Here is a 17,857-nt window from a genome sequence, read left to right on the forward strand (position 1 = left end):
CACCGTGGTATTTGTAGCAACAGCCATGTTCATGATTTTTAGGTACAGAGTACCGGGGCAGTATCTGTAAATACCAGTAAGAGCATGACCAAATACCGATTCGTATTAATAAAAGCTGCGGTGCGCTGCACCTTTTTTAAAATCCAGCTTGTAATTTCTACAAATACTTCGCAGCGCTGCTGCTTTTCCCTTTCTTTGAATATTTTCGAATACAAATTCCCCATAATTAGCTATGCACAAAAAAACACAGCCCAAAAGTTGAAATCAACAATTGGGCTGTGCTTTATATCTTAGAGTTTTTTGGACTTAGCTTTTAACCAAAACACCTAATACTTCGAGGCGTTGAGGTGTATCGTAAAGGGCAAGTTTTGCAAGGATATCGAAATCTTCCATCCAATCGCTCAATTCGTGCAGCGCAGCATTCTTCGATTCGGTTGCGACCTGCGACTCCCCCATTTCTTTGTCGAACTCAGATCGAAGAACAAGCAGCGCATCGAGTTCTGCCAGACAGGTTGCAGCCAGCTCAGGAGTCAACTTAATTACTGCAAGTTTTTCTTGAATAAGTGCATTGGCTGCAAGTGTGGTGTAGAACAATTTTACCCGGTCGAAAAACTCGTTGTATTTCGATGGAAAATACCCTGTTACGCCCAACCTTACTTGCGTATCAGGATCTTTTGTACAAAGAATCCGGGTTAAATCGCGATGCCTTTTAAACTTTGCTTCCAACTCCTCATATGCGGTATTGTAAGCGTTTGAGGCAACACTTGTTTCCGCAACTTCTTTTGCATTTAATTCCCAAACACTTTTGGCTTTGTTGTACACCGCCCAACCTTCGGCGAATTTTGCATCATCGATACCAAAAGGAATCAAAGCAGCTTTAATATCTGGATGCAATTCAGCATTGCTTAACGCGATACGCGAACGTTCTAAAAATTTTGATTCTGATCTAATAAAAGTCATTGATTTTAGTTTTTAAATTTATATACGTTTAATTAATTCGGTCTTGAATCTACATAACTATAATTACATAACAAATTTATTAAGTAATATTAATTTTAATTATTACTCGAGCATCCAATGAATTAAGCTCTACTTTATAGTAAAATTGCAGGCTACAGACTAAAATAAGTGTTATGAACAGCTGACTATTTTCCGCACACTCATAATGAGCTTTGTAGAGGTTAAAATGGACTCTGTGAGGTCAAAATGAACATTGCAAGACTCAAAATGGGCTCTGTGAGGTCAAAATGAGCATTGCAGAACTCAAAATGAATGTTGTAGGACTTAGAATGGGCTTTGTAACACTCAAAATAGGCTCTGCAAGCCTTGGAGGAAGCATTGCAGGACTTGCAATGGATTATGTACAGGTAATTTTCACCATTGCAAAGCTTCCGCTCGTACCATTACTACTCGTGTTATGTAGAGCAGTTCTTTTTTAGTTGTGCTAATTGATTTCTCTACCTAAATTACTACTGTTTAATCCATTTAATGCTTAGTTTTAATGGCCTTTAGAGAAAGTTGTTGTTGGTCTGTCCTATTTTGGAGGGAAGCACACTATTAAAATTAGATAATCGAAATAAACAGCCTTGTGTTTATTTATAAGTTAGGGGGCATAAAAAATAACGAACTACTCGGCAATAAAAATTAATGACTATGAGTGATATTAATGTTGTGAAAACAATTATAGAAGATTTAAAAGTCAATTCATTAGATAAGATTGACCACTTTTCTCTTTCTAGAATTGACAAATTACCATTGAAGGTTCAATCATTCATTGAAGTGATAAGCAGGAGAATGATAGATTTTAGTGAATCAATTGTTATTTTACTAGAAAGTAATCATATAATACCAGCAATACCGCTAATCCGTGCAATTATAGAAAACCTTGCAATTACAAATAAAGTATTTGTTTCTTTTGATAAATCTATAAGTAATAATCAGTTGACAGATGATTTTGATGAAGACATTACTAAAATAATACTTGGTACTCGATATAGTGAAGAGTATAAATCCACTAATATTCTGAACTATATTGACAAGCTAGATAAAGAGATAAATGGTATTAGAAAATATTATGATTCTCTTTGTGAGTATACTCATCCAAATTGGAACGGTGTTGAAGGAGCGTATTCAATAAGTGATTATAACTCGAATGTTACCGAAATAACTAAAGTAATTAATAAAGAACATGATTTAACAAATTATTTTATAGGATGCTTCCTGTTAGGTGTGACTTATTTTTCAGCAAAGACTCTTTATATGAGAAAACACTTACATAGTTTTGTTACTCTTTGCGAACATGACCTAAATCGCTAATCTTTAATAAAAATGACAACAACATCAAACACAAATGACATCAACGACTATTATGATTTGATTGATTCACTTAAATCATTAATAGAAAATAACAAACAATCTTCAGGTGGACATATAAGTGAAACATCCGATGGTAGAGGACATATGACTCCGATTAGAACAGGAATTGATAATATTGCGGTAAGTGAATTACTTAATGAAGTTTTAATTGGAGGACAAATTAAGAAAATTGCGCATTCAGAGAATAAGAAACTAATTTCTAGTTTTTATCAAACTCTACAAGATTTATACATTGAACTTGAGAAACTAAGCTTTGGATTCACACCTGAAATTAAAGTCCTATTAGAACAAATAAGAAGTTCCTTTGCACATGCTCTCCCTAATGAGGATTTAACCAAAAAAGAAATTGAGGATAATATCAAGATAATTCATAATCGAGAACAGGACAATCGTGATAAAAACATACTCAATGAAGAAAACAGGAAAATAAAAGAAATAATTACAGGTAACATTACAAAAATCTCAATCTTGCTCTTGGGAGTGGCCTTATGCTACCTATGGGGCAAGACTATGTTGCTTATTTATGTTTTGATTATATGCATTGGATTGCTTGTTGGTATAATTTCACAATTAAGAAATAAACCTAAAAGACCTAATGCTAAAAAGACAAAAAGTTCAGAAAACACTCCACCTAAAACACGCATACAAAAAACTAAAGAAAACAATCACAGACAAAAAGCAGATTCTAAAAAAAATGGAGTAAGGACGGAAAACAAAAACAGTCGTTTTTTACCAAATGAAATAATAAATATTGCCTTCAAAATCGGAGAGCAGACATATTCAAACTTTTTGACTTCTTTTAAATCAAACAAAAACGATTATGGATTAGTAAGTAAGCTAGAAGTTGACTTGTATTCATTTTTTATTTGCGATATGCTTTCATATTCAATTCATAAAAATGAGAAACTAAGAGCAGTTGTTTTGAATACTTTTTTAAGGAGAATAAGTGACAAATATTCTGTCTTGTTGAATGGAAATTCTAGTGTAATAAAGGTAAGATTAGAAGATTATTTCAAGACATACAAAATGATTCGAAATCAATCAATAGTAAACAATGGTTTTAAAAGTCTTGAGGAACAATTATTATATGTTTTACAAAATACTGAGCAGGAAACACAAATCCAAGAAAGATATGCTCCTATACCGCAGAATGCGTTTGAGAAAATGAATAATACTAAAATGTTTATGATGCATCACAATGAATATTTTAACAGATTATTTGAAGAACTTGAAAGAAAAGTAAGCAATTACGCCCCCTAACATTTTGTATAGGGCATAGCGCAGATGCGATGTATTTGAAACATTTGCGTATTCTTTAACCCCGCCGAAGCGCAGCTTCGACGGTTCGTCAAATAGCAGGTGTCAAACCTTCGCTCCGGCTACTTAGCAATCCGAAAGGAAAGTGCTTTCTAATGCCCCCGCTAGTGCGCGATTGTATCGCGTTCTTCGATAAAAAGATAAAAGCCACACGAAAGGATTCGTGCGGTAGCGGGGGAAAGTTTAGTGCAATTAATAAACACCAGCAAGCCTTGTAAATTTGGCTTGCTCAAAATATAAGTAAGTAAATTTAATCAGCTTGCTTACTGTCGCATTGATAAGGAAAAACCTTTAAATCGCCCCCGAAATTTAGCAAAACCGTTAGTCAGAATATTAAAGTCATGAGAGTATTAATAATAATAGTTTTTATTTTTTTTGGGGTTGAGAATGTCTTTTGCCAAGAAGAAACAATCATTGACCCAGTATTTCCTTTTTGCTATAGATTAAAAAATAATGTTAAAAATAAACCTTTGAATTTGGGAGGAAACTATCATGGTAAAATAATGGTTCTTGCCGAATGCGATACGGTAAATACTGTTTTAATTAATCATCAAATAGTCTTTGTGAAACTTAAATCATATTCAAATCCAAATGATAGCATCGAAATAAGATTAGATGAAAAGTTTGGTAATTTTAAGTTCATTGAAGAAAATACGGCAAAAATATTAGGACACTTTTCGAAGCTTGAAATCGAAAAAACAGGATATATGAATTGCAAAATACCTCAATTCACCTTGCCTATAAAGATTGAATAATAAAATACTGAACACAACACCTAAGCGTTCAATAAAAGCTAAATTACCATGGGCGGTGATAAGCCCCCGATAGCTACCAGGGTTGAAAGTTTAATGCAATTATGAAACACCAGCAAACCAATTAAACTTGTCTCGCTCAAAATATAAATAAGTAAATTTAATCGGTTTGCTTACTTGGCGCATGACTCCCTTCAGTTGGTAGATAAGATTACTTTTTGAAATCGCCCAAGAAACTTTGCAATATCGTTGTATGGCATTTTAACAGAACTCGCAACATGAGACAATTAAATACTCTAATTACTACATTGATTTTAATCGGATTGAGTTTTCTGATTTTAAGTATACTTGAAAACTTTGTCTTTATCAACATTCAGAATCTTGAATATCCAGACTTTAATTACAGGTTGACTTATTCTTTGATTTTTGGTTTTATTGCTGGGATTTCGATAATTAAAAATCGAGAGATAAAATGGAATGATTTACTTATTATAATTTCTTTAGTAATTGCTGGATTTATTATTGATGTTTTATTGATACTAAAAATCTCTCAATATCAGATTTCGCCGAATGTCATTAGTAGCATGACTTTGAATTTTAAAATGGTTTATTATTTACCTATTTATCCTTTTATTATAATACTATTCGTAAGGATTTTTAAGATTTTGAATATACATAGTTTAGTAAACAGATTACCTGTTTTTATAGAGAATAAGAAAATTAATATTGCGAGATGCTTCGCCTTTTTGTTTGACTGGTTTATAGTAATTATAATTGGATTGATTCTTAATAAGTTCTTAATAATTCTATGGTTTCCAGTCGAAATATTATTAGTAAATTTTGCTTATAGGTTAATTTTAGAAACTTCTTTGTCAAAGACATTTGGAAAAATTATTTTTGGCATTATGATTATCCGAATGGATAATGGCAATCCGACACTAAAGGATATTCTTATAAGAAACCTTAGTAGATTAACAATATTTTATTGGGTACCAATTTTAAATGATAAAATAGGCTTACATGATAGATTATCAAAAACTAGAATAATAAAAAACGCGTTGAAATCCAGTAGGCAGGTAACAGTCTATTGACCGCCACTGTGCCTCTTCCAATAGATAATAAGTAAATTTAATCGGCTTGCTTATTGGGCGCATGACTTACTTCGTGTCGTGATCTCCCTTCGGTCGGTAGATAAGGTGAAACCTTTACCCCAGAAGTTGCATTTGTGGGTTGAATTCAGCTAGTAAAAAAGAAAAGTCCTTTTTTACGAATCTTTTTTTTATAGCTCCATTTCAAATACAATTAAATCGCCTTTTTCCGTTAATCTTGTGGCACTAATTGCTACAAAATTTCCATCAGCAGCTGTTAAATCGTTTAGTTTGATTCCTTGTGGTAAACTAAATTCTTTTTCTGATTTAATACTACCTGTTTCGTCAATATGGACTACTTTAATTTTGTTATTAAATGTTCCTGCAACAACAAAACTATTATCAGGTAAACTTATAATTTGTTCTATATTTCCATTTCCAGAAACAGGAATAGGAGATTCCCAAATCTTTTCCCCATTTGTATTATATGCACTTGCAAAAGCTCCTGTAGCATTTAAACCGGCAAAAACCAGTTTATTGTTTCCATTAATACCAACAGCGGTTGATTTTACACCTTGATCCAACAAAATATCCCATTTTAAATAACCTGCCTGGTTAACAGCAAATATCCAATTGCCGGCAGCAGCATAAGCAATACCTGATGTATCACCAGCTAAATTATAAAGCTTGCCCTTGCTTGAGTAGGCACGGAACCACAACATTTTACCATTGGCATTGAGCTTTACTAAACCAGGCGTAAAAGTTGAATCGTTTGTGTTTTTGCTATAGCCTGCAACTAAAATTTTATTGTCGGGATCAACTACAAAATCAAGTACTTCATCCATATCAATTCTTTGATTAAATATATTTTTACCATTGGCATCGAGCTTATAAAGCCACGCCTGCCCTTTCACACTATCAACTATGGCATCAGTAATACCGGCAACATAAATTTCGTTCTGAGCGCTTATGCTCACTTTATTTACAAGATCATCAAAACGGTTTCCTAACATCTTATTCCAAATCATTTTTCCACTGGTATCTAAGCCTAAAAGCCAAGAGTCATACATTTCTCCCTCTGCTTTGCACGACGATGCAGCTACTACAAGCTCTCCATTTGGGCGTTTGGCAATTCCACCCCCAAAATCGTTAAACTGCTGGTTATCGAATCCTTTCACAAATTGGTAATTTTCCATTGGAAAATCCGTAAGGATCTCTTCTCCTAATACACTGGCTTTTAGATTAAAAATATCAACGTAACGACTGCCTTCGGGGAATGAAGACACAAATTTGTTATAAGCCTCTAAGCTATTTACACTTTTAGCCCATTCAAAAAGCAATTTCTGTTTTACAGCTTTAGCTTCCGACATTTTTGATGAATTAGGAAATTCTACTATAAAATGCTCAATAGCTTCAAGTGTATTTTTATCGTATGCTTCTTTAAAAGCCATTCCTTCCATTAATTTCTTAAGCTCATCAACTTGAGCAGCCTCAGGATATTTTTCAACAAAATTCCGGTAACTATTTAATGATCCCTCATTGACAGCAGTTTTATAGGCTAACTGATTGCGCATCTTTATTGCGATATCAGCTTGAGCTGATTCAGGATAATTCGTTAAAAATTGATTAAATGCAGCAACAGTATTTTTATTCTCGGCTTCACGAAATAGGATGTAATTCAAGATGTGTGAAACATTGGTATAGTATTTCGAATCAGGGAATTCTTTTAAAAACCTCTTGGCATAATCTGTATTATTTTCCTCCCGCACAAATTTAATCAACTTATCTTCCACTTGTTGGCGCTGCCAGTCCATGTTTTTAATTACAGTTCTATTGCTGCGCTTTTTATCTTGTTTAGCAAACAAATCGTTTAAAACATCGTTATCGTCTGCAGTAAACTGAGATTGTGCTTCATAAGCTTTCTGAAAGTATCCCCAGGCTTTAAAATAATCTTTGTCAGAATATTTATCATATGAGTAAACAATGGCTAGTCCTAAATTAGCCATTGCTGATTCAGGTTCTTCCAATAAAACGTTATCAAAATCTTCCTTAGCCTTACCAAGTTCTTTGTCAATATCAGCCTTTGCACTTGCCTCCATGCCTTTGAACAGATAATTATTGTATATTTTTTTAGGCTTCTGTGCTAAACTAATAAATGATAGTAACAGCGAAATGATTAGTATATTTATTTTTCTTGAATTCATAAGTAAGAGTTTATTTTTTGAGTACTAAAAATTCCACACGACGATTCTTTGATCGTCCAACTTCTGTTTTATTGGTATCTAAAAACTTAGATTCTCCATACCCAACAGCTTTGATTATTTGAGAATTGATTCCTCTGCCAACAAGATACGTAACCACAGACTCTGCTCGCTGCTGACTTAAACTTTGGTTTAATTCATCAGAACCCACATCATCAGTGTGACCGCTAATCTCAATCAAACTAACTGTTCCTTCTTTTAAAAAACCGACTACTTTATCAAGTTCTTCAAATGAAGTTGGCAAAAGCGTACTTTTACCAGTTTCAAAGAAAATATTATTTAAAATAAGAGCACCTCCTTCTTCAATATTTCTTAATCCCTCGGTAAAAGCATCTTTAGTCAGCAGGGGCTCTTTAAAAACAATATTACCCTCCGAGTGGCAATTGTTTTGATCACTTACCTGATAAGTATATGAACCTGCTTTTAGGTTTTGAATTTTTTGTGCATTTTTTGTTCCGTTACTCCAATCAATAGTATAAGGAGGTTCTCCTCCTGATATTTTTAAGCTAATGCTGCCATCATTTATTATTTTATGAACTTGACCTGTAACCGGATTTAGACCTCCTGTGTAAGAAGAATCAATAACCACGCATGCTAAATCTTTAGGAACGCATGCACACATATTACAATCATCTAGCGGACGAATCTCAAAATCGTCGAAAAAGTAGTAAGCATATGTCTTGCCTTTTTTATTCTTAGTATCACGACCAGTAACTACATAGTTTGTATTATCATAGTTATTAAAGTTACCCACAACAAAGTATTCCTCACCTCCTTTAGCTGTATATACCTGACAGAACTGAACCCATTCGTCTGTATTGTCTAAAAATAAACCCTCTTTATTCGTTAAATGCGCCTTTAAGTTTAAAAATGTTTTATTATCATTCGTTATTTCTGAATCTGTAAAATGCAGGCTCAACTGATCAACAGCAAATTTACTTCCAGATGCTAATTTGTACCAAAATGAAACACAATATTTTTGACCATCTTGCATAGGGTTGCTTAAGGTACCTTGAATGTACTCTCTGAAATCGCGGTTACTTCCACTTAAAATAGCTCCCACGTACCCTTTACCAGATTTAGCTTTGCTGTATCCTGCAAAATTATCTGGTACTTTTACTTCATTAGAGCCACACTCATTGAAATAATCGGGAGTAGTAGCTGTTGGGTAGGTCCAGTTAGGAACTAATTTATGTGTGTGGTCCATAAAAGTGTAACTTTCAGGACATTTTTCATACACTTCAAAACCAGGGTTAAGTACCATATTCTGAACTTGAGCATATGATCCAAAGCATGTGAAAATAACACTCAATGCTATGAGATGTTTTAGGTAGAGCTTTTTCATTATTAAATGGAATTATGTTTGTGTTGCGTAAAAATAAATAAATATATTGAATTGGTACGTTTAGTGATGAAACCGCAACATAAATTATAGTTTTTGCTAAACGATTTATTTTTTAATTTGTTTTCTTTAAAACACTTATTAATGAGATGCATTGTATTTATAATTATGCTATTTCAGCATGGATAATAAACGGTTAAAACATGAAAATAAATTAACCACTCAGGAAAATATGTTATAATTATCTGGTGTGCTCCCTCCCACTATATGGGAACGATTCACCAATTTGGTGTAAAGTCTGCTCTTTACCTTTTGTAAAGGATGTGCCTTAACGGGCAATGCTAAAATCACACAAAAAAAAGAATATCAAGAACAAAAGATGGGATTTGATTTTATAGTATCATCTTTGCATGTAAGGCGAAAAAATATGCAGATGAACAAATATCTATATTCCTTTAATTGCGATAGTACCGAAAGGGAGTTGTGCACGCTCGAATCGAGATACATTTTTAATAAGGAAGAAAAGAACAAGCTGCTTTTTTCCGATCTAAAAATAGATCCTTCAAGCAGTGCTTTCATTAAGAACAGACTTGACATTATTTCATGTTCTAACGATTACTCTACCTTACTAAATGAAATCAAAAAAGAAAATATACGAATTGAAGGTTTCAAAATTGAATATTTAGTGGTTGACGGTGATGCAACTGAGTATACTGACAGGCTAAATAAATTAAGAGATATTGGCTACCGCATTGAAGGTGTTCATGATTATTACAACCCAACAATTACTTATGCTTTGTGTTGTTACGAGGGTGTTTGGTATTTTGGTGTTTCAATTAAAAACAACATAGCCTGGCACAAGCACAAGCAAAAACCATGCTCTTTCAGTAACTCAATAGGTGTAAATATTGCCAAAGCTCTTGTCAATATTGCAGCAAAGGCAAGCAAAGAGAAAAAGATACTGGATGCATGTTGTGGTGTTGGCACAATCATGTTGGAAGCCTGTTTTGCAGGAAATAACATTGAGGGCTGCGACATTAACGAAAAAACATGTAAGAATGCCCGAAAAAATCTTTCACACTTCAACTATACTGCAAATGTATATCACTCGGATATTAAAGACATTAGCAATAGGTATGAGGCTGCCATTATCGATCTGCCCTATAATTTGTTCACCAATGCAACTGATACTGATATCTTACACATTATTGAGTCGACAGCAGAAATCACAGATCGACTTGTTATTGTATCTACCTCAGATATTACAGACTTAATCAGCAACACCGGATTCAGAATATCAGATTATTGCAGCGTTAGTAAAAGTAGAAAGGGAAATTTCGCCCGAAAAATATGGGTTTGTGAAAAGAATGGATAGCTAATGAGGATAAAGCTCCTGCTCAGAGACCCTTGAAACATTACCAAGCGTATTGGAGTATAATAGCCACCCCCAATTTCCCAAAACGAAAAAGAGCTTTTTCCGGTGTTATTGTGAGTCACAAATACTTAAAGTTTATTAGGATGTTCAGTCGTGTTGTTATATTTTAACGGTCACAGAGGTAAGAGTGTTTTTAAATTGTTTTACTTAACTGAGAGAGTCAGTATGAAAAAAATATGAACCAAAACGCGTATTCACAAAAGTGACATTATTATGAGGAATAATGAGGTAATAGACAAATTAGCTACAAAAGAATACACCAATATCGATCAAAAAGTACGTGATGCCCAGATTAAACTGCTTTATCAGCAAACCCAGATTAGCCTGATTGGTGTTTTACTCGTTTCACTTACTGCCAGTGTCGTTTTTTGGGAGATTGTTCCTCAATGGAAACTTTCCTTGTGGGCGGGAATAATAATAATCCTCACTTTAGCAAGAGGCGGTATTGTTATTGCGTTTAAAAGAAGAGATGCAATAAACTCAGATATTGATCGATGGGCAAAGCTTCATACCATCGGTGTTATTGTTTCCGGCTTAACGTGGGTCATTCCCTTTGTATTCTTCTGGCCAAGCGAACAATTTGCATATCAGTTAGTATGGCCAATATTTGTTATCCCTATGAGTACTGCAGCTATCGCAACCTATTATACATGGCGACCATCTTATATTTCATTTTTATTCCTCTCTGCATTGCCGGTATCACTACGGTTTTTCTATGAAGGAGGAATTCTCTACAATTTTATGGGTTTGCTTTCTTTGTTTTTCATTGCGATTTTATTGCGCGCTGGTAAAGTGATGCATGATGCCAGTGTGCGTGCGTTTGAATTAGGTATTCGTAACGAAGCGCTTAATATGGATTTGAAGGCAGAAATAACAACAAGGGAGCAACTTAATGCGCAACTTCAACAGGAAATAGCCGAACGAAAGTTGGCAGAAAATGAAATCAGAAAACTCTCCAAGGTATTTCTGGATGGAACAAATCCATGCTTTATAGAAGATTTGCATGGCAATATTCAGGAAATGAACAATGAGGCTGTGAATGTATATGGCTTTTCAAGAGAGGAATTAGTTAACAAATCAAGTCAGCTACTGGTGCCGGATGGAGATCATGAAAAAATGGATGAGTTGATTAAACTTTGCGTAGAAGGTAAATTGGTTCGTGATGTTGAGTGCTTGCGATTGAAAAAGGATGGCAAGGAAATCCCTGTGCTTATGACTTTATCCTTACTAACTGACGAAGAAGACAATCCTTTTGGCATAGCTTCTATTGATTCAAATATAAGCGAACAAAAAAATATTGAGAAGCAACTAACAAAATCTAAAGCTGCGGCTGAAAGTGCCAATGCAACTAAGGATAAGTTCTTTAAAATTATTTCCCATGACCTTAAAAGTCCCTTTAGCAGCATAATTGGTTTTTCAGACTTATTGATTACGGAATATGATTCATTTGACGATTTGGAAAGAAAAAATTGTATTCAAGAAATTAATACCTCATCTCTTAATGCATATAGCTTACTCGATAACCTTTTAACTTGGGCTAGAACTCAAACGGATGAAATTAGAATCAATAAAGAAAAAGTAAATCTGAAAGAATTGGTAGCGACAAGTATTTCTACCTATTTGTTAAATGCCGATTCTAAAAACATTAAAATAATCAATAAGGTTCAAGCTGAAGTGATTGTATCCATTGATAAAAATACAGCTTTAACATTCATTAGAAACATAGTAAACAACGCTATAAAATTTACACATAAAGGAGGGCAAATCACCATTGATTCACAGGTTAATGAAGATAGCATCAGTCTCCATATTACCGATACCGGTGTGGGGATGTCTCCTGAAGTTATTGATAATTTATTCCAAATAGACAAGGATATATCAACCAAAGGAACCAATAATGAAAAGGGCACCGGATTGGGACTCATTCTTTGTAAAGAATTTATTGAACGAAATGGAGGTTCAATTATCGTAAAGAGCGAAGTAAATAAGGGCAGTGAGTTTATTATATCATTGCCGCAAGAGAGTGATTCATAGCCAAAACGTTTAATATTACAAGATTCGCTATTGAGGCGATGAGTAGACCTATGGAATCTTTGGGTTTTAAAATTACAGGACACTAGCCTATTTTAAAGGTGTTCCTGATTTAAAAACGGGCTTGCTTAAAAGATAAATAAGTAAATTTAAACGGCTTGCTTACTTGGCGCATTACCCACTTCTGTCGTTAGATAAGGCTACTCATTGAATTACCCAAGAAACTTAGCAGGGCCGTCAAAACAAAAAAGGCAGCACCTTGGTGCTGCCTTTTCTTAGATTTTAGTTTTTGCTACAATCCAAAGAAATAAGTAAATACTTTACGGATGTACACATTGTCTTTAACACCACCCATTTCGCGAACAGAGTGCATGGCAAACATAGGGTTTCCGATGTCTACTGTACGGATATCTACCTGACCGGTGGAAACATTACCAAGAGTGCTGCCTCCCACTAAATCGGAACGGTTCACAAACTTTTGGTAAGGAACTTCGGCATTTTTACACAAGGTTTCGAATACGGTTCCCGAATCGCCGTCGGTGGTGTATTTTTGGTTGGCATGAATCTTAATTACCGGTCCTTTGTTGATGTACGGACGATTGGTAGGATCGTGTTTATCTGAACCATTTGGATGCACAGCATGAGCCATATCTGCCGAAATCATGAAAGAATTATAAATGGCTCTATGAAACGCTTCCATATCTTTTCCCAGTTTAAAAACAATGCGCTGCAGTAAATGACGCAAAACCGGCGAGCCTGCTCCCTGCTTGGTTACACTTCCCACTTCTTCGTTGTCGAAAATGGCCAATATTCTGGTTTTCTTCGATTCGCCTGTGGCCAATAACGCTTTTAATCCGGCATGTGCCATGGCCAAATCGTCTAATTTTGGGGCAGAAATAAACTCCTCATTCAAGCCCAGAATACAGCCTTTTTCCACTTCGAATAAATTAATATCAAAATCGATAATGGCTTCGGCATCAATCTTCAACTCCTCAGCCATCAGGTTTACCAAACAATTGTCCTTTTCCAAATCATCAGTTATCATGGCAAGTAATGGAAGCATGTCCTTTTGTTTATTTAGGGCACCACCTTCATTCACCTCACGATTCATGTGAATGGCTAAATTTGGAATCACCATCAAGGGGCGGTCAATCTTCACATACAAATGTTCAGGATTCAACGGATCGTTTGATTTTACAGATACTCTGCCAGCAATGGAAAGCGGACGATCCATCCAGGTTCGTAAAATCGGCCCGCCATATACTTCTGTATTCAGCTTCAGATAATTTCCTTCTACTGCTATCTCAGGATTTGGTTTGATCTTAAATCCAGGCGCATCAGAATGTGCACAGATCAATTGGAAACCTTCTTCTTCAATTTCCCCCTTACCAATTACAAAAGCGAAAAGAGCCGAACCATTTTTTGTTGTAAAATACTTCCCTCCTTTTTCAAGAGTCCATTCTTCACGAAGATCCAATTCCTGAAATCCTGCTTCGTTTAATTCTTCACGGATATTATTTACAGCATGGTAAGTACTCGGACTTTCATGAATGAAATCAATCAGTTCCTGTGCCTGTTGTTTGTCGATATTCATAGTGTATAATTATTTTGTGTTTTCTATTTCTGAGTCTCAAAACTACATTATTTTTAAGAATTAGGAATTATAAATGATGAGTTATTAATGCACTTACATGTAAACTTAAATTCATAATTTATCATTCACAACTCATAATTCACGTCATATATTTCTTCAATAATATTATATTTGTTACCAATCAAAAAAAACTAAGCCAAATCTACCCATGACAAGCGACCCGATACTCGAACTTTACAAGCATCAATTTGCCGTTATTTCACTCGAAACAACTGGTATTTCACCTCAACACGGCGATCATTTAATCGAACTCGCCATTCAAACTGTAAATTGGAACGGCGAGCTTCTCGATAGCTACGAAACATTAGTTAACCCGGGAAAGGATATTGAAGGCTTCCAAATTCATGGAATTACAGATGAAATGGTGAAAAATGCACCTTCCATTTCGGAAATTGCACCAGATATTTTATCCCGCTTAAACGGCAAAACATTAGTTGCGCATGACCTTGATTTTGCCATCCGGTTTTTACAACCTGCACTGAAGGGAGAACTTTCTGATTTTAAAGGTATCTGCACCCTAAATTTGTCCAATTTGGTTGTTCCTGACTCTGGCTTACGCCGATTGGAACAGCTATGTACTTATTACGACATCGATTTATCGGCCCGACATACCGCTAAGGCTGATTCATTGGCAACAGCAAAGCTTTTCTCTATCCTTAAAAACCTGTACAACCAGCAATTTGAAATAGAAGGTTTTGTAAAAGATTTTCTATCTGTTATTACTATTGAAGATTGTCCGAAAGAACGCAATATTTTCATCAAGCGTAAAGAGGCAAAAAACATTGCAAACATTCAAAAAACACGACTTTACGACCTATTAAACCGATTGACCTCCAATGCCGGAGATTCAGTTCCTGTACGTCAATATTTAAACGTTCTGGATCGTGCTCTTGCCGATCGTATTCTTAGCGAAAAAGAAATCGTTTCATTGGTAGAACTGGCTTCGGATTACAAACTATCCAAAGATCAGGTTATGGAAATTCATGAGGAATATTTGCGAAAGTTAATTCGAATTTACCTGCTCGATGAGATTTTAACCAATTCTGAAATGGAAGATATAAATCTGGTTTCTGAATTGCTGTGCATTCTGCCAAAGGATCTGAAATTATTGATAGAATATGAACGAACTAAAATCCAAATCACTACTCCGGGCGTTCAAAAGCAACTAAAATCATTAAAAGGCAAGAGTGTTTGTTTCTCTGGCCATTTAAATTGCAAAATAAACGGACAACGTATCGATCGGGAATTGGCTCAGCAATTGGTTAAAGAGCGTGGTTTAATCGTAAAACGGGTAGTTTCCAAAAATGTTGATTACCTGATTACCGCTCAGGTAGATTCTTTCTCAGCAAAAGGCCGCAAGAACCGAAAAGCCATAGAATATCATGTAAATGTAATGGCTGAAAAGATTTTTTGGGAAATGATTGGAGTGGCTGTAGATTGCAATGAGTAGAAAGGTAAAAGGCACAAGGTAAAAGGTTAAAAAAGCTAGATAATAGAAGCTCCTGTAAATTTGTAATTTGCAGGCTTCGGGAACAGGGATTTGTAATCCCGAAAGCACAATACTCAAACTGAAATTAAAAATTTCATGTTCCATCACCCCAAATTTCAAATGTGAGATAGCTCTTCCAGACAAATTAGACGCTGACAGGTTGAAAAAAACTGTCAGGTCTTCTCAACTAATGAGTTTGCCATTTCTTTTTGAAAAGCAGATGATTCTATGACTTCTTTTAGCGCAGAGCTGGCAAATACCAATGGATACATATCCTCGAAATACCAAAGGGAAGCAAAATAGAGTCCGATTGGGGTAGCTTTTATTTCTGATAAATCTTTGGGTAAGTTTTGCTGCAGCCAATTCATCCCCTTACTTATTTGCGGCCAATTATCTGCACTACTCAAAGCTCTGATTGCCAGTGAAGTTTCTTCAATTGTTGAGATCAGAGAAGCATTTCCACCCCATCCACCATCTTGATTCTGAGTAGAAAGAAGGAAATCTACCGCTTTAATTTTCACTTCACCTAATCCGAATATACATACTGACTCGATGCAAGTTAAGGAATACAAAACAATGGAAGTTCCATACACTGGATTGTGATATTTTGCATCATCTTCGTTCCCAAACCACAGTGGCAACCATGAACCATCCGCTTGCTGTGTTGATTTTATATACCGCCAGGCTTTTCTGAAACAGTTATGGATTTTTGCTCTTACTTCCGGATCCATTTCCTTACTCCAAAGAGCAAGTGCTTTCATGGCATGAGCAGTAATATCAGGACAAGAGCAATCAAAAGGCAATTTTCCCCAGCCCTTGCAGAATGTAGGCATTCCACCATCCGAATTTTGCAATTTCAGCAGCCAGTTAATTCCATCTTCAACCACTTTATTTGGAATCTCCTGAAACTCTTTCAGTCGATGCAAGGCAACCAGTGCACCCGAAGTATCATCCGCATCCGGCACTCCTCCTTGCAGGTGCGTCCAGGCCCAACCGCCAGGTTCTGCTTTGGTAAAGGGATGTACTGCTTTCAATTGCTGATCGAGTAAACAGCTTACAGTCTTTTCTATTTCAGGCAATCCTGCCAAATTCTCATCATCCAATGCATTTACCGACAAGGAAGTCACCCAGGTGGCCAAATGTGTATCAATCGGCCAGCTTCCATCCTCCCGAATCGATTTATCAAGGAAATTAGCTGCTTTAGAGCAAACCTCAAGCTCTTTCTCTCCGGATCCCACCAAACTCATGAGAACGAATCCCGTTAGCGGTGCAGCCTCTAAAAAGCCTCCGTTATCGGGTTGTTTTTCGGCCAGCACCTTCAACACCTTTGCTTTTACTGATTTATTTAAAGTCGCAATGGGTTTACTTGCTTTGCTATTTACTGATTTTACCAAGCCAATGGCTATTAAAGCCGGAATGGCATAACTTACTACAGAAAGGTTCAGCAATTTGAACAGTCGATCCGGAAAAACCGCCATTTGAAAAGGCAGTTGCGGCACCAAATCCCAGCCTTTATCTCCCAGTCTGCCGGATAACGCACACATGGCCAAAATAGGAACTGAAAAGGTCTGATCTTTCTGATAATGATTCAAGATAGCAGTACTTATTGATTCGGGATCCAGCTTTTTCAATCGGTCAGTCAGCCAATTTTCAGCATTGTGAATGCAGCCTGCATAAGTTGGATCATTTTTCACAATGGATAGACAAGCCCAGGTCAGAAGTGTTGTGCTCAAATTACTTTTGCTGCGAACGGTATCACCCCATCCGCCGTCTAAATTAGAATGGTTCACCAACCAGTTCAATCCTTGTTGAATATGGATATTGTATTTTTGGGGATCGTACTTCCACAATGCAAATACCGCAATTGCTGTTGACAGCGCACTACTTGACAATCTGCCATCCCAAAATCCCTTATCATTCCGAAGAGAAGTGATGTGAGCATCCAGTTTTTGTTTGAGGGATTGTATGTTGTCGCAGCCTGGAGTCATTTTTCAAATAAGTATCAAGTGACAAGAATCAAAAATAGTCAAAATGTAAGCACCGTTAGAAATCAAAAGAACACACTGATGGTTAATATTACAACTTTCAAGTACGTCATCCTGAACGAAGTGA

12 protein-coding genes are annotated in these 17,857 nt (G+C 35.7%); 7 read left to right on the top strand and 5 right to left on the bottom strand.

Features of this window, described 5'->3' with window-relative positions:
* Positions 1-306: 306 nt before the first annotated feature.
* The gene (locus QUH73_RS13480; RefSeq protein ID WP_289530963.1) at positions 307-960 is read right to left on the bottom strand and encodes a hypothetical protein; all 654 of its coding nucleotides are present in this window, start codon (positions 958-960) and stop codon (positions 307-309) included.
* Positions 961-1,653: 693 nt separating this feature from the next.
* On the opposite strand from QUH73_RS13480, the gene QUH73_RS13485 reads away from it, so the two are divergent.
* The 4 genes from QUH73_RS13485 (at position 1,654) to QUH73_RS13500 (ending at position 5,536) form a co-directional block, all read left to right on the top strand.
* Entirely contained in the window at positions 1,654-2,316 is a 663-nt protein-coding gene (locus QUH73_RS13485; RefSeq protein WP_289530964.1) for a DUF5677 domain-containing protein, read from the top strand.
* Positions 2,317-2,328: 12 nt separating this feature from the next.
* Positions 2,329-3,636 carry a hypothetical protein gene (locus tag QUH73_RS13490; RefSeq protein ID WP_289530965.1) on the top strand — a complete coding sequence of 436 codons (1,308 nt, stop codon included), beginning with the start codon at positions 2,329-2,331 and terminating at the stop codon, positions 3,634-3,636.
* A 398-nt stretch (positions 3,637-4,034) separates the two neighbouring features.
* Positions 4,035-4,448 carry a hypothetical protein gene (locus QUH73_RS13495; protein ID WP_289530966.1) on the top strand — a complete coding sequence of 138 codons (414 nt, stop codon included), beginning with the start codon at positions 4,035-4,037 and terminating at the stop codon, positions 4,446-4,448.
* Between the two features lie 275 nt (positions 4,449-4,723).
* A complete protein-coding gene (locus QUH73_RS13500) occupies positions 4,724-5,536 on the top strand; it encodes an RDD family protein (RefSeq protein ID WP_289530967.1) in 813 nt (270 codons plus the stop codon).
* Positions 5,537-5,724: 188 nt separating this feature from the next.
* Here QUH73_RS13500 and QUH73_RS13505 read toward each other — a convergent pair whose 3' ends face one another.
* Together QUH73_RS13505 and QUH73_RS13510 are read right to left on the bottom strand one after the other, a co-directional pair.
* Entirely contained in the window at positions 5,725-7,737 is a 2,013-nt protein-coding gene (locus tag QUH73_RS13505; protein ID WP_289530968.1) for a hypothetical protein, read from the bottom strand.
* Positions 7,738-7,747: 10 nt separating this feature from the next.
* Complete coding sequence (locus tag QUH73_RS13510) at positions 7,748-9,139, bottom strand: OmpA family protein (RefSeq protein WP_289530969.1); 1,392 nt, start codon at positions 9,137-9,139, stop codon at positions 7,748-7,750.
* 430 nt (positions 9,140-9,569) lie between these two features.
* Here QUH73_RS13510 and QUH73_RS13515 point away from each other — a divergent pair, with 430 nt between their 5' ends.
* Positions 9,570-10,511 (top strand): TRM11 family SAM-dependent methyltransferase, encoded by a 942-nt coding sequence (locus QUH73_RS13515; protein ID WP_289530970.1) that lies wholly within the window; start codon positions 9,570-9,572, stop codon positions 10,509-10,511.
* Between the two features lie 273 nt (positions 10,512-10,784).
* A complete protein-coding gene (locus QUH73_RS13520) occupies positions 10,785-12,605 on the top strand; it encodes a sensor histidine kinase (RefSeq protein WP_289530971.1) in 1,821 nt (606 codons plus the stop codon).
* A gap of 289 nt (positions 12,606-12,894) precedes the next feature.
* Here QUH73_RS13520 and QUH73_RS13525 read toward each other — a convergent pair whose 3' ends face one another.
* Complete coding sequence (locus tag QUH73_RS13525; protein ID WP_289530972.1) at positions 12,895-14,196, bottom strand: M18 family aminopeptidase; 1,302 nt, start codon at positions 14,194-14,196, stop codon at positions 12,895-12,897.
* Positions 14,197-14,404: 208 nt separating this feature from the next.
* Here QUH73_RS13525 and QUH73_RS13530 point away from each other — a divergent pair, with 208 nt between their 5' ends.
* Positions 14,405-15,706, top strand: coding sequence for an exonuclease domain-containing protein (locus QUH73_RS13530; RefSeq protein ID WP_289530973.1), 1,302 nt, complete (start codon positions 14,405-14,407; stop codon positions 15,704-15,706).
* A gap of 212 nt (positions 15,707-15,918) precedes the next feature.
* Here QUH73_RS13530 and QUH73_RS13535 read toward each other — a convergent pair whose 3' ends face one another.
* Positions 15,919-17,733, bottom strand: a complete 1,815-nt coding sequence (locus QUH73_RS13535) for a prenyltransferase/squalene oxidase repeat-containing protein (RefSeq protein ID WP_289530974.1) — start codon at positions 17,731-17,733, stop codon at positions 15,919-15,921.
* Positions 17,734-17,857 lie beyond the last annotated feature (124 nt).

The organism is Labilibaculum sp. K2S (genome assembly GCF_030372765.1).
Lineage (GTDB): Bacteria > Bacteroidota > Bacteroidia > Bacteroidales > Marinifilaceae > Labilibaculum.